The organism is Arthrobacter sp. P1_H7 (genome assembly GCF_056405215.1).
The window spans coordinates 1-19432 of the sequence record NZ_JBFUCO010000030.1 but is presented as its reverse complement, the minus strand read 5'-3'; the positions used below and the strand labels follow the sequence as shown (position 1 = coordinate 19432).

The 19432-nt window shown below is 67.0% G+C and carries 12 protein-coding genes; 10 read left to right on the top strand and 2 right to left on the bottom strand.

Features of this window, described 5'->3' with window-relative positions; genetic code table 11:
• The first annotated feature begins 225 nt into the window (after nt 1–225).
• The 5 genes from ispD (at nt 226) to rlmB (ending at nt 4681) form a co-directional block, all read left to right on the top strand.
• Nucleotides 226–1056: a 2-C-methyl-D-erythritol 4-phosphate cytidylyltransferase gene (gene ispD, locus AC1DXI_RS20160; RefSeq protein WP_476940056.1), complete on the top strand. Its 831-nt coding sequence runs from the start codon at nt 226–228 to the stop codon at nt 1054–1056.
• Complete coding sequence (gene ispF / locus AC1DXI_RS20155) at nt 1053–1571, top strand: 2-C-methyl-D-erythritol 2,4-cyclodiphosphate synthase (protein ID WP_476940055.1); 519 nt, start codon at nt 1053–1055, stop codon at nt 1569–1571. The genes ispD and ispF overlap by 4 nt, the downstream gene beginning before the upstream one ends.
• A gap of 79 nt (nt 1572–1650) precedes the next feature.
• Complete coding sequence (locus AC1DXI_RS20150; RefSeq protein WP_476940054.1) at nt 1651–2010, top strand: hypothetical protein; 360 nt, start codon at nt 1651–1653, stop codon at nt 2008–2010.
• A gap of 97 nt (nt 2011–2107) precedes the next feature.
• On the top strand, nt 2108–3556 hold the full coding sequence (cysS, locus tag AC1DXI_RS20145) for a cysteine--tRNA ligase (protein ID WP_476940053.1): 1449 nt from the start codon (nt 2108–2110) through the stop codon (nt 3554–3556).
• A gap of 123 nt (nt 3557–3679) precedes the next feature.
• Nucleotides 3680–4681, top strand: coding sequence for a 23S rRNA (guanosine(2251)-2'-O)-methyltransferase RlmB (gene rlmB, locus AC1DXI_RS20140; RefSeq protein ID WP_026266568.1), 1002 nt, complete (start codon nt 3680–3682; stop codon nt 4679–4681).
• Between the two features lie 545 nt (nt 4682–5226).
• On the opposite strand, the gene AC1DXI_RS20135 is transcribed toward rlmB, so the two are convergent.
• Nucleotides 5227–6030 (bottom strand): carbon-nitrogen hydrolase family protein, encoded by an 804-nt coding sequence (locus AC1DXI_RS20135; RefSeq protein WP_476940052.1) that lies wholly within the window; start codon nt 6028–6030, stop codon nt 5227–5229.
• A gap of 115 nt (nt 6031–6145) precedes the next feature.
• Between AC1DXI_RS20135 and glgX the strand changes: the two genes are divergently transcribed.
• On the top strand, nt 6146–8260 hold the full coding sequence (gene glgX / locus AC1DXI_RS20130) for a glycogen debranching protein GlgX (protein ID WP_476940051.1): 2115 nt from the start codon (nt 6146–6148) through the stop codon (nt 8258–8260).
• A 22-nt stretch (nt 8261–8282) separates the two neighbouring features.
• Nucleotides 8283–8639, top strand: coding sequence for a barstar family protein (locus AC1DXI_RS20125; RefSeq protein ID WP_026539163.1), 357 nt, complete (start codon nt 8283–8285; stop codon nt 8637–8639).
• 34 nt (nt 8640–8673) lie between these two features.
• Here the strand turns inward: AC1DXI_RS20125 and glgP are convergent, their stop codons facing one another.
• Complete coding sequence (gene glgP / locus AC1DXI_RS20120; protein ID WP_476940050.1) at nt 8674–11292, bottom strand: alpha-glucan family phosphorylase; 2619 nt, start codon at nt 11290–11292, stop codon at nt 8674–8676.
• Nucleotides 11293–11441: 149 nt separating this feature from the next.
• Here glgP and AC1DXI_RS20115 point away from each other — a divergent pair, with 149 nt between their 5' ends.
• The 3 genes from AC1DXI_RS20115 to AC1DXI_RS20105 are packed head-to-tail and all read left to right on the top strand — an operon-like array spanning nt 11442 to nt 19052.
• The gene (locus AC1DXI_RS20115; RefSeq protein WP_476940049.1) at nt 11442–13514 is read left to right on the top strand and encodes an alpha-1,4-glucan--maltose-1-phosphate maltosyltransferase; all 2073 of its coding nucleotides are present in this window, start codon (nt 11442–11444) and stop codon (nt 13512–13514) included.
• Nucleotides 13515–13519: 5 nt separating this feature from the next.
• A complete protein-coding gene (treS, locus tag AC1DXI_RS20110; protein WP_018774200.1) occupies nt 13520–15316 on the top strand; it encodes a maltose alpha-D-glucosyltransferase in 1797 nt (598 codons plus the stop codon).
• A gap of 1 nt (nt 15317) precedes the next feature.
• Nucleotides 15318–19052 carry a 1,4-alpha-glucan branching enzyme gene (locus AC1DXI_RS20105; RefSeq protein ID WP_476940048.1) on the top strand — a complete coding sequence of 1245 codons (3735 nt, stop codon included), beginning with the start codon at nt 15318–15320 and terminating at the stop codon, nt 19050–19052.
• Nucleotides 19053–19432: the final 380 nt, after the last annotated feature.

Here is a 19432-nt window from a genome sequence, read left to right as displayed (position 1 = left end):
GTCGCCACCAAATGCCGGATCTTGATATCGGGGTGCATTTTGCTCATGACCCGAGCAAAACCGGTCCGAGTGTCCACGATGTCCTGAGACACACTGTCCACGATGTCTTGAGACAGAAACGTCCATTAAGTCATGAGACTCCACAGTCCCCCTGAGCGCGGCAAGACAGCCACAACTGATAGCGCAACGGGATGGTCCGAGGCGCGGGGACGTAGTCTTGTGCCCATGGATACTGCACCGACGAATACGTCACCGGCCGGTCCCGCCACAGCGGTCATTGTTGTGGCCGCCGGCTCCGGCCAGCGCCTGGGCTACGGCATGCCGAAAGCAAAAGTGCCTCTCGGCGGGGACAGCATCCTCACCCACGCCCTTCGCGGCGTGGCGGCAGCCGGGATCGCACGGCAGATCTGCATTGCGATCCCCCCGGGAGACGCCGAGTTGCGGGCGCTGTGCGAGGCCTTCACACAGGAGCTTGCGGCCGGGCACGCCGGCGCGACGCCGGGCCACGGCGTCCGGGTTCCCGTCGTGACGGTCGTCGACGGCGGTGCGGACCGCGCCGATTCAGTCCGCGCCGCGATGGCGGCCCTCCTGCCCGATACCGAATCGGTGCTGGTCCACGACGCCGCCCGGGCACTGACGCCTGAAGCCGTCTTCCACCGCGTGGCAGCGGCGCTCGGCGCCGGCGCCTCGGCCGTCATTCCGGTGATACCGGTCGTCGACACCGTCAAGACCGTCGAACCGACCACCGGCGACGGCGCCGCGGTGGCCCCCGAACTGGTCACCGGGACGGCGCCCCGGGATTCGCTGCGCGCCGTGCAGACACCGCAGGGATTCACCTTGAGCACCCTCAAGCGCGCCCACGAGGCTGCCGCCGGGTTCGACGCCGGCCAGGCCGCCCTCGTCACGGATGACGCGATGCTCGTGGAGCTCATCGGTGTCCCCGTCCACGCGGTGCGCGGCGCCAGCCAGTCCCTGAAGATCACCACGCCCCTGGACCTGATCCTGGCCGAAGGCCTCCTCGAAGGCCCCCTGGGCGCACGCTGGGTGGAGGGATGAGCATGTCCACCAACCCGCCAGTCTTTCCCCCGGTCATTCCCAGGACCGGGATCGGAATCGATGTCCATGCCTTCGCCGCCGAGGACAAGCCGCAGCCGCTATGGCTCGGCGGCCTCTTCTGGGAGGGGGAACGGGGACTGTCCGGCCACTCAGACGGCGACCCCGTGGCGCACGCCGCCGCCGACGCGCTCTTCTCGGCCTGCGGGATCGGGGATCTGGGCACACACTTCGGTACGGATCGGCCCGAATATGCCGGGGCGTCCGGCGTGACCCTGCTGGCCGAGGCCGCCCGGATAGTTCGCGCCCACGGATTCGAAATCGGCAATATCGCCGTCCAGTTCGTTGCCAACCGGCCAAAGTTCGGCCCGCGGCGGGAGGAATCCCAGCAGGTCCTCAGCGCCGCTGCCGCGGCGCCGGTGAGCGTCACGGCCACCACGAGCGACGGGCTTGGGTTCACCGGCCGCGGCGAGGGGATCTCGGCCGTGGCAACAGCGCTCGTCTACCCGGCAGGCTAAGCACCGCAGGCCCCGGTCCCCTACGCTTGAGGGGAAGGCCAAACCGAGACACCCGTTCCGAACTGCCAGGAGACCTCCCGTGAAGAAGCTGCTGACCGCCGTCGTACTCGTGGCAGGGACCATGCTGAGCGGCTGTGCCGCCTCCACGACGACGCCCCAGACGCCTAGCCCCACTCCGAAGCTCAGCGTTGAGGAAAGCTGTAAGTTCCTCAACACCGACACCTTTGTGCCCTCCGGGAGCGCGAAAGAGCAGGCAGGGCAGATTGGCCAGCACTACCAGGAGGTCGCGGACAAGGTGGCGCCGGAGGTGGGCGCCCCGATCCAGCAGATGGCCGAGATCATGAAGCAGGTTGCGGCGAGCCCCACGGGAACCAAGACGGACGAACAGACAGCCCAGCTCACCGAGCAGATCAACAAGATCGGGCAATACTGCAAGTAGGTCGCCAAGTAGGTCGCCGGGCCGGTGGTCCCCGGCGGCCGGCCTGCCGGCAACGCCTCGGGTCAGGCCGCGGAGCGCCATCGGCTAATCTGGAGCGGTGACCCTGCGCTTTTACGACACTGCATCCGCCGAAGTCCGCGACTTCGTCCCCCTGGTACCTGGCAAGGTGAGCCTGTACTACTGCGGAGCCACCGTGCAGGGCATGCCGCACGTCGGCCACATCCGCTCGGCCATCGCATTCGACCAGCTGACCCGCTGGTTGCAGTACCGCGGCTTCCGGGTGACGGCCGTCCGCAACGTCACGGACATCGACGACAAGATCCTGGCCAAGTCCGCCGCGTCCTTCGGCCCCGACGTTGAAGACGAGCCCGGGGCTCTCCGCAACGAGGAATGGTGGGCCCTGGCCTACCGCTACGAGCAGGAATTCCTGAAGGCCTACGACACCCTGGGCGTCTCCCGCCCCACCTATGAGCCCCGAGCCACCGGCCACATCCCGGAAATGCACGCCCTCATCCAGCAGCTGATCGACCGCGGCCACGCCTACCCGGCCCTCGACGACTCCGGCGACGTCTACTTCGACGTGCGTTCGTGGTCCAAGTACGGCTCGCTGACGCGGCAGAAACTCGACGACATGCAGGGCGCCGCGGACGCCGACCCCCGCGGCAAGCGGGACCCCCGCGACTTCGCGCTGTGGAAGGGCTACAAGGACGGGGAGCCGACGACGGCGAGCTGGTCTTCGCCGTGGGGCGCCGGACGCCCGGGCTGGCACCTCGAATGCTCCGCGATGGTCACCAAATACCTCGGCACCGAGTTCGACATCCACGGCGGCGGCCTGGACCTGCGCTTCCCGCACCACGAAAACGAAATGGCGCAGTCCCAGGCGGCAGGCCACGGCTTCGCCAACTTCTGGATGCACAACGGGATGGTCACCTACGCCGGCGAGAAGATGTCCAAGTCCATCGGCAATACCGTCAGCCCGACGGAAATGCTCGAGATCGCCCCGCCGCGCGTTGTCCGGTACTACCTCGGACAGGCGCAGTACCGCTCGGTCCTGGACTACCAGCCGACGTCGCTGCAGGAAGCAGCCGCCGCCGTCGAGCGGATCGACGGCTTCCTCAGCCGCGCAAGCCGGGTCCTCCCTGACCCGGGGCCGGATGCATCCGCTGGTTCTGTCCCGGAGGCTTTTGGGGTGGCCATGGACGATGACCTTAACGTCCCGCAGGCACTGGCAGTGCTCCACGAGACCGTCCGGGCCGGCAACACGGCGCTCACCGACGGCGACCTCGACGCCGCGGGTCAGGCGCTGGCCAGCGTCATCGCCATGCTGGATGTCCTCGGCCTCAACGCCACCGCAACGCCGGCGGCCGACGAGCAAGCCAACACCGCCCTTGGCGTCCTGGTCGAGGCTCAGCTGGAGGCGCGGGCCCACGCCCGGGCCGCCAAGGACTGGGCGGCGTCCGATGCCATCCGGGACACCCTCGCCGCGGCCGGCGTCGTCGTCGAGGACGGCCCGGACGGGGCGAGCTGGAGCCTCAAGCGCGGCTGAACGGACCCTCCCACGCCGCCTGACGTCCCTCCCGGGCCACCCCGAAATCGTGGATTTTACTCGAGTCAGTAGACTGGAGGTCAGACTTATCAACGAAGTACGTAACAAGCAGGGGTGGAAATCATGGCCAACAACGGTCGCCGGTCGGTCAAATTGAAGAAGGGCCCCACCGTCGGAACCGGCGGTCACGGCCGCAAGGCTCTGGAGGGCAAGGGCCCCACGCCGAAGGCGGAGGACCGCCCCTACCATAAGGCGTTCAAGAACAAGCAGCTCTCGGAACGCTCCGAGGCCAAGCGCGCCAGCGGAAGCCGCACCACCAGCGCCGCCGCCCGCACGGGCCGCTCCGGTCCCAAGGGCCGCGCCACCGAAGAGGTCGTCACCGGACGCAACTCGGTGGTCGAAGCCCTGCGCGCCGGCATCCCGGCCAAGGCCCTGCACGTCGCCGTCCGCATCGAAATGGACGATCGTGTCAAGGAATCCCTGAAGCTGGCCGCCGAACGCGGCATCCCGCTGATGGAAACCGGCAAGCCAGAGCTCGACCGGATGACCGACGACGCCATCCACCAGGGCCTCGTGCTGCAGATCCCGCCGTACGAATACCAGGACGCCTACGAGCTCGCCGAAGAAACCCTCGAGGCCTGGAAGAAGGGCCACGTAGCCAACGCCCCGCTCTTCGTCGCGCTCGACGGCATCACCGATCCCCGCAACCTCGGCGCGATCATCCGCTCCGTCTCGGCATTCAGCGGCCACGGCGTCGTCGTCCCGGAGCGCCGCTCCGTGGGCGTCACCGCCTCGGCCTGGAAGACCAGCGCCGGTGCAGCCGTCCGCGTCCCCGTCGCCCGCGCCGCCAACTTGAACAACACGCTCAAGGCGTTCAAGAACATGGGCATCTACGTCCTGGGGCTCGACGGCGACGGCGACGTCTCGCTGCCCGAGCTGACGCTGGCCACCGAACCGGTGTGCATCGTCGTCGGTTCCGAGGGCAAGGGCCTGAGCCGCCTGGTCCGCGAAAACTGCGACCAGATCGTCTCCATCCCGATCGACTCCGCCATGGAATCCCTCAACGCCTCTATGGCCGTCGGCATCTCCCTCTACGAAATCTCCCGCCAGCGCGCAGCTAAGTAGTCCGCGCCTGGTCGGGGCTGGGTCGCGCCGCAACCGTAGTTTTGCCGTCGCTTAGACACCTCCCTGCACCTCGTGCGGCCGCTGGCGGCCTTACTTGGTTCCGGTCGGCGATGCGCTCCTTAGCAAAACTCCGGTTCCGGCGATGAGCCTCGCTCACCTTTGGTAGTAAACGGCGAAACGCTCTCTCACTCCTAGTGGGGGAGCGTTTCCGTTTAACGCCAGAACGGCCACAAGCAACGCGGGGTCAGATATCGCCCACCCAAGGCCCCAACATGGGCGCGAAGTGACCCCGCGTTGCTGTTGGCAGCCCACCCCTTTTTGTCTCTTGTCGTCCTTCCGAAGCAGCCCAACTGTGGGTGGGCCCAATATCGAGCGGGCAGCGGTGTCTTGCTAAGGAGCGCATCGCCGACCAGAGCTTTCGAAGGCCGCCCGCGGCCGGAGGAAGCGTCGGGAGGTGTCTAAGCGACGGCAAGACGCCGTTGCACGCGGAGCTGACCAGAACAGGAGTGACCACAACCCGAAGTTGGTCTAGAAGATCAGGCGGCTTAGAACCGGCGGCGGTTGGCCAGGACCGGGAGTTTGGTGCGGGCTTCCTGGACAGCGGCGGTGTCCAGGTCGGCGAAGAGGAGGCCGGGGGCGCCGTCGAGCTCTTCGAGGACGTCACCCATGGGGGAGACGACCACGGAGTGCCCGACGCCGGTGGGGGCGGACCCCTTGACAGGGTGACCCACGCTGGCGGGGTCGCCCTGGCCGCAGGCGAGGACCACGGTGGTGGAATCCAGGGCGCGGGCGCGGGCCAGGAGCTTCCACTGTTCGGCCTTGCCGGGGCCCGAGCCCCAGGAGGCGCACACAATGTTGACGTCGGCGCCGCGGTCCGCGTTTTCCGTGAACAGGTCCGGGAAACGGACGTCGTAGCACGTGGCGAGGCCGAACGTCACGCCGTCGAGCTCGAAAGTGACGGGGGAGGTGCCGGCGTCAACCGTGTCCGACTCGGCGAAACCGAAAGCATCGAACAGGTGGATCTTGTCGTAGCTGGCCTCGAGGCCGCGGCCGGTGACCAGCAGGGTGTTGCGCACCTTGGCGCCGTTGCCGGCGGTGCCGGGAGTGAACATGCCGGCGACGATCACGATGCCGAGCTCCGCGGCGAGGGCGCGGACGCGGGATGCCCACGGGCCGTCCAGCGGCTCGGCGATATCCAGGAGCGAATTGCCGAAGGCCCGCATGGTGGCTTCCGGGAACACCACCAGGTCCGCACCGCCGGCCTTGGCCTGGCGTGCGTAGGCGTCCACGAGGTCCAGGTTTGCGGCCAAGTCACGGCCGGTGATGATTTGGGCTAGTGCAACGCGCACAATTACCTCCAACTCGGCGCTCCATTACAGTATGCAGTGCGGCGGTCCGTACACTGCAAAACGTCATGAAAACGAAAACGGGGGCCATTTGTCTGGCCCGGCTAAGCTTTAAGCAATGGTTATGTCTTACATAGATACCGCTTCCACCGTAGACGCTTCGCGGGCGTTTCCACTGGGGATCAGCGTTCCACATACCGGGTCGCCGGCAGTGGACGATCCCCGGGGCGCGTTCGCCAACGTGGCCGTCTACGCGCCCGGCGTGACCACGCTGGAGATCGAATATCAGGCGCCCGGGGGAACCTGGCAGGTGAAGACCCTGCCCAACGTCACCGACGGCGTCCACCACGGAATTGTTGAGGGCATTCCCGCCGGCTCGCGCTATGGCTTCCGGTCCTCCCCGGAACACGAGGCCCTCCCGCTGTCCATGCCCGCCACGAATTTCGATGCCGTCGGCGAGCAGCCGTTGCTGATGGACCCCTACGGCCGGGCCGTCGACGAACGCGAGGGGCTGATCACCAGCGTCCGGGTCGGCAACGATTTTGACTGGGGTCTGGACCGCAGCCCGCGGGTCCCGTGGCGCAACACGATCGTCTACGAGGCCCATGTGCGGGGCCAGACGAAGCTGCACCCGGATATTCCGGAGGACCTGCAGGGGACCTACGCCGGGATGGCCCACCCGGCCATGATCGAGCACCTGATCTCGCTGGGCGTCACGGCGGTCCAGCTCCTGCCCGTGCATTTCCACGTGGACGAGCCGCACCTGCAGCAGCTCGGGCTGACGAATTACTGGGGCTACAATACGGCGGCGTTCTTCGCCCCGCATCCCGGCTACGCCACGGAAGCAGCCCAGGCCGCCGGCGCCCACGCGGTCCAGGACGAGTTCAAGGGCATGGTCAAGCTGCTGCATGCCGCCGGGCTCGAGGTCATCCTCGACGTCGTCTACAACCACACCGCCGAGGGCGGCACGGACGGTCCCACCCTGAGCTTCCGCGGCCTGGGCGAGATGCAGTACTACCGCAACGACGGCCACGGCAGGTACGTGGACACCACGGGCTGCGGCAACAGCCTGAACTTCGGCGAACCGCGCGTGGTGCAGCTGGTGCTGGATTCCCTGCGCTACTGGGTGAGCGAGTTCCACATCGACGGGTTCCGCTTCGACCTTGCGGTCACGCTCTGCCGCAACAGCGCCAACGAATTCGATCCGCGGCACCCCTTCCTCGTCGCCGTGGGAGCTGATCCGGTCCTGTCCGGCGTCAAGCTGATTTCCGAACCCTGGGACGTGGGCTACGGCGGCTGGCAGACCGGCCGGTTTCCCGCCGGGTGGGTGGACTGGAACGATCATTTCCGGGATGCCGTCCGCAGCTTCTGGCTCGCCGACCGCGCCGCGATCGACGGCGGCGGCAGCGGCGGCCCGGTGGCCCGCCTCGCGGACGCCCTCTCCGGTTCCGCCCGGCTGTTCGAGTCCTCGGGCCGGTCCCGGCTGGCCTCGCTGAACCTGATCACGGCCCACGATGGCTTCACCCTGGCCGACCTGACGGCCTACGACCGCAAGCACAACGAGGCCAACGGCGAGCAGAACCGGGACGGCCACGGCGACAACCGCAGCTACAACCACGGCTTCGAGGGCCCCACCGAAGACGGCGACATCCTCGCCCGGCGCGCCCAAAGCAGGCGGAACCTGATGGCCTGCCTGATGATTTCCCAGGGCGTACCCATGATCACCGCCGGGGACGAGATCTGCCGGACCCAGCAGGGCAACAACAACGCCTACTGCCAGGACAATGCGCTCGCCTGGATCGACTGGACCAGCACCACGGAATCCCATGCGATGCTGCGCACCACCAAGCGCGTCATCCGGCTGCGCAAGGAGTTTCTGGCCAGCCAGCCGCATGATTACCCGGCGCGTGACAACCAGTCCTACTTCCACTGGTTCGATGTGGACGGCAAGCCCATGTCAGCAGACACGTGGCATGACCCCGGCCACCGGGTGATCCAGCTCCTGCTCGGGTCCGACGACGGGCACGTCGACGGCCTCGTGGTGGTCAACGGCGGCGCCGACGACGTCAAGGTCACCTTGCCGCGGCTGAGCAACGAGGACGGCACCGGGCACCGGCTCTTCGAACTCCGCGTGACCACGTCCGAACTCCATGACCGGCGTCAGGGCGCCCGCGTCGCCTCCGGTGAGCGCGACCTCGTCCAGGCCAACACGATCAACATCTACCGCACCTAATTAATTCGAGACTAAGGACCCCATGAAGATTTACTCGGCAGAGACCTGGACCATCGACGAACTCACGGCGCAAATCGGCGACGCCGGCCGGCGCGCCCTGGTGGTACCCGCCGCCGACACCAAGCAGGCGGTCCTGGACACGTTCGGCGAACTCCTTGACGTCCCCGAGGACTACGGCACGGACCTGGATGCCCTGCACGATTCGCTGCACGACGTCGCGGATGCCGTGACGGACGACGGCGAGGCTCCCGTCACCTTCATCTGGCAGGTGCCTGCCGCGCTCCGCGCGGACCGCTCCTTCGCCGTCATCTGCGAAACGCTGCAGGACGCCGAAGGCTACGCCGGCAAGAGCCTGGACGTCATTGCCGTCTGCCTCTAAAAAGAGGCTGGAACATGACGACAGGCGTTGACGATCAGGCGTTGACGATCAGGCCCAGTTCCGCCTTGGAGGCCAGCGCCTCGTTCTTGGGGAGCACGCGCACGGTGTAGCCGAAGGACCCCGAACGGTCGATCACCAGCGTGCCGCTGAAGAGGTGCCGGCCCTTGCCGAGGTCTTCGGCGGCTTTCAGCTCCGCGACCGTGATGTCCGTCAGTTCGTCGGTGTCCTCGGCCCGGCCGTAGGCCACCTCAACATAGACGTCCTCCGGTGAGAGCTCACGCAGCGCCACGTACGCGTTGACCTGGAGCAGATCGCCGATCTGCGGGTCCTCGGAGACCCCCACCGAGTCGACGTGTTCGACCTGGATGTGCGGCCACGCGGCCCGGACCCGTGAGGTCCACGCCGCCAGGGCCTTGGCCTGCGCGTAGTTGTCCGCCACAGCGCGGCGTCCTGCGATCGCGGCGGGCCGGTACAGGACGTTGACGTAGTCCCGGAGCATCCGTTCCGCGGAAACCGCCGGGCCCAGATGGGACATGGTGTGCTTGATCATCGAGACCCAGTGCGTGGGAACCGCCTGCGGGCCGGGCTGGGACGGTCCGGCAGCGCCGGCGGCGTCGGACACGGTCAGGCCGTAGAAGCGCGGTGCCACCTGCGTTTCGAGCAGCTCGTACAGTGCCGCCGCCTCGATGTCGTCGCGTTCTTCCGGGGAGGCATCGTTGTTGGCGGTCGGGATCGCCCAGCCGTTCTCGCCGTCGTACATCTCATCCCACCAGCCGTCCATGACCGAGAGGTTCAGCGAACCGTTCAGGGCGGCCTTCATGCCGGACGTACCGCAGGCCTCCAGCGGGCGCAACGGGTTGTTCAGCCACACATCGCAGCCAGGGAACAGGGTCCGGGCCATGGCGATGTCGTAGTTGGGCAGGAACGCGATCCGGTGCCGCACGGCGGGGTCGTCGGTGAACCGGACGAGGTCCTGGATCATCTTTTTGCCGGCGTCGTCCGCCGGGTGCGACTTCCCGGCGATGACCAGCTGGATGGGGTGCGTCTTGTGCAGCAGCAGCGCCTTGAGCCGTTCCGGGTCGCGCAGCATCAGGGTCAGCCGCTTGTAGGTCGGCACGCGGCGGGCAAAGCCGATGGTCAGGATGTCCGGATCCAGGACGGAGTCCGTCCACGCCAGCTCGGCGTCGGCCGCGCCGCGCTTCTTCCATGCGGCCCGGAGACGGCGCCGGACATCCTCCACCAAGGACACCCGCATCTCGCGCCGCAACGCCCAGAGGTCCTCGTCGGTGACGTTGTAGGCCAGGTCCCACCGGCCCTGCGCCTCCGCCTCGGCGCCGAACTGGTCCCGCGCCAGCGCGGCGATGCGGGGGTCCACCCAGGTGGGGACGTGCACGCCGTTGGTGACGGAGGTGATGGGGATTTCGGAGTGGTCGAAGCCCGGCCAGAGGGCGGAGAACATCCCGCGTGAGACCACGCCGTGCAGTTTGGCCACACCGTTGGCCCGCTGGGCCAGCCGCAGCCCCATCACGGCCATGTTGAACACAAACGGGTTGCCGTCGGCGAAGTCCTCGCGGCCCAGGTCCAGGATCTTGGCCACCGGGACGTCCGGGGCGAGGCCGGCTTCGAAGAAGTGCTGAATCTGGGAGATTTCGAAGCGGTCGATCCCTGCCGGCACCGGCGTGTGGGTGGTGAACACCGTGGACGCCCGCCCGGCGGCCAAGGCCTCCTCCCAGCTCAGCGGCGCCACCCCGGACATCAACTCCTGGATCCGCTCGACGCCGAGGAACCCGGCGTGGCCCTCGTTGGTGTGGAAGACCTCCGGCGCGGGGACGCCCGTGAGCCGCTGGAACTCCCGCAGCGCCTTGACCCCACCCATGCCCAGCAGGAGCTCCTGCTGCAACCGGTGGTCGCCGCCGCCGCCGTAGAGGCGGTCGGTGATGCCGCGGGCGGCTTCGTCGTTGCCCGGAACGTTGGAATCCAGCAGCAGCAGCGGCACGCGTCCGACGTCGGCCCGCCACACGTGCGCCAGCAGGCGCCGGCCCTGGGGAAGCGGCAGGGAGATCTGGACCGGTTTGCCGTTGCCGTCCGGGGAGGCCTCGCGCAGCAGCGTCAGGGGCAGCCCGTCGGGGTCGAGGACCGGATACGTTTCCTGCTGCCAGGCGTCCCGGGAGAGCGACTGCTTAAAGTAGCCGGCCTGGTACAGGAGGCCGACGCCGATCAGCGGCACCCCAAGGTCCGAGGCTGCTTTCAGGTGGTCCCCGGCCAGGATGCCAAGGCCGCCCGAGTACTGGGGCAGGACCTCGGTGATGCCGAACTCGGGCGAGAAGTACGCGATGCACGCCGGTGCGCCGTCGCCCAGGCTCTGGTACCAGCGCGGCTGTTCCAGGTACCGGTCGAGGTCGTCGGCTGCAGCGTGGACACGCTGCACGACGTCCTGGTCCGCGGCGAGGCGCTGCAGCTCTTCCCGGCTGACCAGGCCCAGGAAAGTCACGGGGTCGTGGGCGCTCTCCGCCCAGATCCCGGGGTTGAGCCCCTCAAAAAGCTCCCGGGTGGGCCGATGCCAGGACCACCGGAGATTGGTGGCGAGCCGGGCCAGCGGCCGGATCGACTCCGGAAGAACGGTTCGGACAGTAAATCTGCGGATTGCCTTCACCAGCGAAACACTAACGGACAAGTCGGTGCCCCGGAACCGCTTTAGGATTCTTTCCGGTAAATGACGAATATCGGTCCGCCAGGACCGGAAACCTCCGCAAAACGTTCGAGGCCTTAGCATTCTGGCCGTTTTGTAGATAACGTCGAGGCGTGACGAATAACTCGCGAACCAGCGCCGTGTCCAAGCAAAAGCCCAAGGCCCTGATCACGGATGGCCTTCGATTTGGCCGCTTTCCGATCACCGCCGTGCAGCCTTCGGTGGAGGGCGGAAAGTTTCCCGCCAAAGCCGTTGAGGGCCAAACCATTGTCGTAGGAGCCACCGCGTTCCGGGAGGGACACGACCAGCTCGGCGTCAGCGCCGTCCTGCTCGACCCCCGCGGCAAAGAGCGGCAGCGGGTCCGCCTCGCCCCGCCGCGCGGACCCCGAGGAATGGGCACGGACCGCTGGGAAGGCCTCCTGACCCCGCCCACCACCGGCAACTGGTCCTTCGTCATCGAGGCCTGGCACGACCGCTACGGCACCTGGCACCACAACGCCGAGGTCAAAGTGGAGGCCGGCATCGACGTCGAGCTCATGCTGTCCGAAGGTGCCGCGCTGCTGGCGGAAGCCTCCGAAGACGCCTCCCGCCCCTCCGGTGACCGCAGGACGCTGCGGATGGCCGTCGTCGTCCTCTCAGACACCTCCCGGACACCCGAGGAACGCCTAGCCGCCGGCTTCGGCGCCGACGTCGCCGCCGTCGTCGAACGCCAGCCCATCCGCGAACTTGTGACGGTTTCCGAGCCCTACCCGCTGCTGGTGGAGCGAAAGCTTGCCGGGTCAGGCGCCTGGTACGAATTCTTCCCGCGCTCCGAAGGTGCCGTGCGCAACCACGACACGGGGGAGTGGACCTCCGGCACCTTCCGCACCGCCGCGCAGCGCCTCGACGCCGTCGCCGCCATGGGCTTTGACATCATCTACATGCCGCCGATCCACCCGATCGGTGTCCAGCACCGCAAGGGGCCGAACAACACCCTGATCGCCGGACCGCACGATCCCGGTTCGCCGTGGGCCATCGGATCCCACGAGGGCGGCCACGACGCCATCCACCCGGACCTGGGCACGTTCGAGGACTTCGACGCCTTCGTTGCGCGGGCCGGCGAACTGGGACTCGAGGTGGCCTTGGACCTGGCCCTGCAGGCTGCCCCGGACCACCCGTGGGTGCAAAGCAACCCGGAATGGTTCACCACGCGCGTCGACGGCACTATTGCCTACGCGGAGAATCCGCCAAAGAAATACCAGGACATTTTCCCGCTGAATTTCGACAACGACCCCGCGGGGCTGTCCAACGAAATTCTCCGGATTGTGATGCTCTGGGTCAGCCACGGCGTCAAGGTGTTCCGGGTGGACAATCCGCACACCAAACCCGTGTGGTTCTGGGAATGGCTAATCGGTAAGGTCAACAAGAAGCACCCCGACGTCGTCTTCCTCGCCGAGGCGTTCACCCGCCCGGCCATGATGCACGCCCTGGGCCGGGCCGGCTTCCAGCAGTCCTACACCTACTTCACGTGGCGGAACACCAAGGAAGAACTGGAGAAGTACTTCCAGGAGGTCAGCCACGAATCGGCGGCCTACTTCCGGCCGAACTTCTTCGTCAACACCCCGGACATCCTCACCGAATACCTGCAGTTCGGCGGCCCGGCGGCCTTCAAGATCCGTGCCGCCCTGGCCGCGACGGCAAGCCCCATCTGGGGCGTGTACGCCGGCTTTGAGCTCTACGAACACGTGGCGCGTCCCGGCGCCGAGGAATACATCGACAACGAGAAGTTTGAGTACAAATCCCGCGACTGGGACGCGGCGGCAGAATCGGGGCGCACCCTGGCCCCGTACCTGACCCGGCTGAACGGGATCCGGCGCGCGCACCCGGCACTGGGGGACCTGCAGAACCTGACGGTGCACCAGAGCTCGGACAGCTCCACCGTGGTGTACTCCAAGCACAAGACCCTCGCGGACGGGACCAAGGACACCCTGATCATCGTCGTCAACGTGGACCCGCACGGCACCCGGGAGAGCACGGTGTCCCTGGACCTGCCGGCGCTGGAACTGGACCCGGAGAACTTCACGCACAACGGCCGTTTCATGGTTGATGACCTTCTGACCGGCGAGAGTTGGGAATGGGGGGAGTACAACTACGTCCGCCTGGACCCGCATGTCGAGCCCGTTCACATTCTTAGCATCCGGAGGTAGTGCCAGTGAGTTTCAGCCCGCAGAACCCGAGCCAGCACTTCAGCCCGAGGGGGAGCTTTGAACTGAATGCCCCGGGCCTCCAGCACGATCCCCTCTGGTACCGCAAGGCGGTCTTCTACGAGGTCCTCGTCCGGGGCTTCGCCGACGGCAACGGAGACGGCTCGGGCGACTTCCACGGCCTGATCGAGAAACTGGACTACCTGCAGTGGCTCGGGGTGGACTGCCTCTGGCTCCCGCCGTTCTTCCAGTCACCGCTGCGCGACGGCGGTTACGACATCTCGGACTACAACTCCGTGCTGGACGAGTTCGGCACCATCAGCGACTTCAAACGGCTCGTGGCCGAGGCCCATGCCCGGGGCGTCCGGGTGATCATCGACCTTCCGCTGAACCACACCTCCGACCAGCACCCGTGGTTTCAGGAGTCGCGGAAGGACCCCGACGGTCCGTTCGGCGACTTCTACGTCTGGAGCGACACGGACGAGAAGTACGAAGACGCCCGCATCATCTTCGTGGACACGGAGGAATCCAACTGGACCTTCGACCCCATCCGCCGGCAGTTCTTCTGGCACCGGTTCTTCAGCCACCAGCCCGACCTCAACTTCGAGAACCCCAAGGTCATTGACGCGCTCTTCGACGTCGTGCGGTTCTGGCTGGACCAGGGCATCGACGGCTTCCGGGCCGACGCCATCCCGTACCTGTTCGAGGAGGAGGGCACCAACTGCGAGAACCTGCCGCAGACCCACGAATTCCTCCGCCAGCTGCGCCGGATGGTCGATGAAAGCTACCCGGGCCGCGTGATCATCGCCGAGGCCAACCAGCCGCCCGCCGAAGTGGTGGAGTACTTCGGCACCGAAGAGGAACCGGAGTGCCACATGGCGTTCCACTTCCCGATCATGCCGCGCCTTTACTACGCGCTGCGGGACCAGAAGGCGTCCCCCATCATCGAGACGATGAAGGACACGCCGGACATTCCCGAAGGCGCCCAGTGGGGCACATTCCTGCGCAACCACGACGAACTGACGCTGGAAATGGTCACCTCCGACGAACGCGCCGCGATGCTCGGCTGGTATGCGCCGGATCCGCGTATGCGCGCCAACATCGGCATCAGGCGCCGGCTGGCCCCGCTGCTGGATAACTCCCGCTCCGAGATCGAGCTCATCAACGCCCTGCTGCTGTCCCTGCCGGGCAGCCCGTTCCTGTATTACGGGGACGAGATCGGCATGGGGGACAACATCTGGCTCGAGGACCGTGACGCGGTCCGCACCCCGATGCAGTGGAACCCGGACCGGAACGCCGGGTTCTCCAGCGCCGACCCGGGCAAGCTGTACCTGCCGGTGATCCAGTCGCTGGTCTACAACTACAGCATGGCGAACGTGGAGGCCGAGGCCGCACATTCGGGGTCCCTGCTGCGCTGGACCCGCCAGATCCTGAGCGTCCGCAAGAACCACCCCGCCTTCGGGCTTGGCGGATTCAAGCATGTGGAGGCTGACCACGACGTCGTTCTCGCTTACCTGCGTGAACTCCCGGAAGGCAACGCCGCCGGCGAGGACGCCGAGACCATCCTGTGCGCCTTCAACCTCTCACAGCACCCCGTGGCGGCCACGTTGCGGGTGCCGAACTTCGCCGGCCGTGGGCTCCGGGACGTCTTTGGCGGCCAGGCCTTCCCGGCCATCGGCGATGACGGAACGCTGACGCTGACCCTGGGCAGCCACGATTTCTTCTGGTTGCGGATCCGTTCCGCCGCCTCCAACCCGGCATCCCCGTTCACGCAGGCGATGCCCGTCCTGTCCATCGAGGGCTGAGATGACTCGACCAGCCCTTGCCCCAGCCTTGAGCGGACTGCTTGGCGCGTGGCTGCCGCGCCAGCGGTGGTTCCCTGTCAAGACCGCCGAGTTCACCTTCGAACCAGCGGGCGGCCTGCGCCTGGAACCCGCCGGCGGGGCCGCCGGTGCGGCCGCGTTCGAGGTGTTGCTGCTCGCGGTGTCCTACCCCACGCCCGGCGGCAGCCGCACCGACGTCGTCCAGGTGCCGCTCAGTTTCCGGCCAGAACCCCTGCCGGGGGCAGAGCGTGCGCTGATCGGCGAACTGCCCGGCACCCGCGCTGATGCCGCCCACCAGTGGGTCTACGACGGCGTCCATGACGCCTCATTCGTCGCCGCCTGGCTGGAGCTCATGCGACACGGCGGAACCACGCCGTCGGGCAACGCCACCGGCCACCTGGTGGAGTCCGGCTACCGCCTGCCGTCTGGAACAGGCAAGGTCAAGGTCCTCTCCGGCGAGCAATCGAACAGCTCGGTGATCGTGGACGACGACGACGGCGGCACAGTCGCCATCGTGAAATTCTTCCGGGTGCTGTCCGAAGGCCAGAATCCCGAGGTTGAAATCGGCGCGGCGCTGACTGCGGGGCACACCTCGGAGGTCCCGGCAACCTTGGGCTGGGTGGCCGGCGAGTGGGAGACACCGGCGGCTGCAGCCGGGACGGGGCCGTCCGGCGCCGCCCGTCCTGCCACTGTCCGTCCCGCCTCCGGCGAACTCGCTGTTGCGCACGAATTCCTCGCCGGCGGACTCGATGCCTGGCGGCTCGCCGTGGACGCGGCCAGCCGGGGGATCGGGTTCGCTGCCGAAGCCCACGCGCTGGGCGCGGCGACGGCCACCGTGCACCGCAGGCTCGCCGAGGCCCTGGGCACAGCCGCCGAATCTGCGCCGGGGCAGGACATCGCGCCGGGAGTAGCCGAGCGCGTCCGCCAGTCCTGGGCCCAGGCCGGCCAGGCCGTCGGGCCTTACGAAGAAGCGCTGGACGGTCTCCTCGGCCGGCTCGAGGGCACCAGTGCAGGGCCGCTCCAGCGCATCCACGGCGACCTTCATCTCGGGCAGATCCTGCAGGTTCCCGGCAGTACCGTCCCGGGCGAGCCGGGCGCGGCACCGCGCTGGGCCATCCTCGACTTCGAGGGCGAGCCCCTGCGCCCCATCTCCGAGCGCAACTTCCCCGACGTCGCCCTTCGCGACGTTGTTGGCATGCTGCGGTCCTTCGACTACGCCGCCGGCGCCGCCGTGCGCGAAAACCCCGGTGCAGTGGTGCCCGGAACCTGGGTGGACGACTGCGCTGAGGCCTTCCTGGCCGGCTACGCCGACGTCATTCCCGGCAGCATCGACCGGGACTCGCCGCTCTTTGTGGCGCTGTGGCTCGACAAAGCCCTCTACGAAGTCATCTACGAACTACGGAACAGGCCGGACTGGCTCTCCATCCCGGTGAACGCATCGCGTCGTCTCCTCGGCAGTACAGGTTCCGGCGTCGCCGCCGAAGCCGCAGCGGAAGGTATAAAAATGACAGGATCAGCACGTATCGATCGGCCGGGCACGCCACTGCCTGTGGATGGCGAGACCCTAGCGAGGGTCTCCAGCGGCGAACACCACGCGCCCCACTCGGTCCTGGGCGCCCACCTTGATGACCACGGCCACGTCACCATCCGGACGCTCAAGCACCTGGCGGAAGCGGTCTCGGTCGTGACGTCCGCAGGCTCGACGCCCATGACGCACGAATCGAGCGGCGTCTGGGTGGCCGTGATGGAGCCGCTCGAGCGCGGCCATGTGCCGGATTACCGGCTCGAGGTGACCTACAAGGACCACGAGCCCCAGATCATGGACGACCCCTACCGTTACCTGCCGACCGTCGGGGAAGTGGACCTGCACCTGATCGGTGAGGGCCGGCACGAGCGCCTGTGGGATGTGCTGGGCGCGCATGTGCAGCACTACAAGTCCTCGCTGGGCGACGTCGACGGCGTGTCCTTCGCCGTCTGGGCCCCGAATGCCCAGGCAGTGCGCGTCAAGGGTGACTTCAACGGCTGGGACGGCCGCGAACACTCCATGCGCTCCCTCGGTTCCACCGGTGTGTGGGAAGTCTTCATCCCCGGGGTTGTAGCAGGGGCGTGCTACAAGTTTGAACTCAGGACCCGGCACGGATACTGGGTGGAAAAGGCGGACCCGCTGGCCTTCGGCACCGAGGTCCCGCCGCTGACGGCATCCCGGGTGGTGGAGCCCTCGTATGTCTTCAAGGATGCCGAGTGGATGCAGGCACGCGCCGCCCGCGATCCGCACAACTCGGCCATGAGCGTCTACGAGGTCCACCTCGGCTCGTGGAAGGTGGGGCTGGGTTACCGCGAACTGGCCAAGGAACTCGTGGAATACGTCAAATGGCTCGGCTTCACCCACGTGGAGTTCATGCCCGTGGCCGAGCACCCCTTCGGCGGCTCGTGGGGCTACCAGGTCACCTCGTACTTCGCGCCGACCTCGCGCTTCGGGCACCCGGACGAATTCCGCCACCTCGTCGACGAACTCCACCAAGCCGGGATCGGCGTCCTCCTGGACTGGGTCCCGGCGCACTTCCCCAAGGACGAGTGGGCCCTGGCCCGGTTCGACGGCGAACCCCTGTACGAACACGCCGATCCGAACCTGGGCGAACACCCCGACTGGGGAACACTGATCTTCGACTTCGGCCGCAGGGAGGTGCGCAACTTCCTGGTAGCCAACGCGCTGTACTGGCTCGATGAGTTCCACATCGACGGGCTCCGCGTGGACGCCGTCGCCTCCATGCTCTACCTCGACTACTCCCGCGAAGAGGGTCAGTGGCAGCCAAACCGTTTTGGCGGCCGCGAAAACCTCGAAGCGATCTCCTTCCTCCAGGAGGTCAACGCCACGGTCTACAAAACACACCCCGGCGCGGTCATGATCGCCGAGGAATCCACCGCATTCCCGGGCGTCACGGCACCCACGAGCGGCGGTGGCCTGGGCTTCGGCCTCAAATGGAACATGGGCTGGATGCACGACTCGCTCAAGTACATGGCAGAGGACCCGTACAACCGGCGGTGGCACCACGGCACCATCACGTTCTCAATGGTCTACGCCTTCACGGAAAACTTCCTGCTGCCGATCAGCCACGATGAAGTTGTGCACGGCAAGGGCTCCATGCTGCGCAAGATGCCCGGGGACCGGTGGCAGCAGTTGGCAAACCTGCGCGCGTTCCTGGGATATCAGTGGGCCCACCCGGGCAAGCAGCTGATCTTCATGGGCACCGAATTCGGCCAGGAAGCGGAGTGGTCGGAGCAGTATGGCCTGGACTGGTGGCTCGCGGACATCCCGGCGCACAACGGCATGCAGCTCCTGACCAAGGACCTCAATGAGCTGTACCGTTCCACGCCGGCGCTGTACGAGCAGGACAACCAGCCCGAAGGTTTCCAGTGGATCAACGGGGGAGACTCGGACCGCAACGTGCTGACGTTCATCCGCCGCGACACCGACGGCAACCCGCTGGTCTGCGCCGTGAACTTCTCGGGCGGCCCGCACACGGACTACCTCCTGGGCGTCCCGGCGGCCGGTGAGTGGCAGGAAGTGCTCAACACCGACGCCGCCAGCTATGGCGGTTCCGGGGTGGAGAACACCGGAACCCTGACCGCGACGAAGGAAGGCCTGGACGGACAGCCGGCCATGCTCACCGTCACCCTGCCTCCGCTCGGGGCCGCGTACTTCAAGCCGCTGGGATAGGCGCAGCGCCCGGACAGCTCACCGGGCGCGCATCGAGGAGTGTCTGCGAGAGGCCCGGAATCCCCGTGATTCCGGGCTTTTCTGCACCGCCTTCAGGTCGGCTTTGTCAGCCGGGCCAAGTGGTGGTAGAGTTTATTTCCGCGCTGCTCCCCGGAGTTGAACGGCCACCAAGACCCAGAAGCCAATGGCAAGACTGAGTCTGGATCGCCGATTTGACTAGGGTGAAGCGGCCGGGTAAGTTTGAAAAGTTGCTCCGGAGCGATCCTCGACCGAAATGGTTGTGGTGGTGCCGGGTGTGTCTGTTGTTTGAGAACTCAATAGTGTGCCAAGTTTGTTGATACCAATTTATTGTATTGAATTGGTTGAATTTGCCGGGCCCG

Coding starts and splice junctions, on each gene's coding strand:
- ispD (WP_476940056.1), top strand. CDS start 226: ATGGATACTGCACCGACGAATACGTCACCGGCCGGTCCCGCCACAGCG.
- ispF (WP_476940055.1), top strand. CDS start 1,053: ATGAGCATGTCCACCAACCCGCCAGTCTTTCCCCCGGTCATTCCCAGG.
- rlmB (WP_026266568.1), top strand. CDS start 3,680: ATGGCCAACAACGGTCGCCGGTCGGTCAAATTGAAGAAGGGCCCCACC.
- glgX (WP_476940051.1), top strand. CDS start 6,146: ATGGTTATGTCTTACATAGATACCGCTTCCACCGTAGACGCTTCGCGG.
- AC1DXI_RS20125 (WP_026539163.1), top strand. CDS start 8,283: ATGAAGATTTACTCGGCAGAGACCTGGACCATCGACGAACTCACGGCG.
- AC1DXI_RS20105 (WP_476940048.1), top strand. CDS start 15,318: ATGACTCGACCAGCCCTTGCCCCAGCCTTGAGCGGACTGCTTGGCGCG.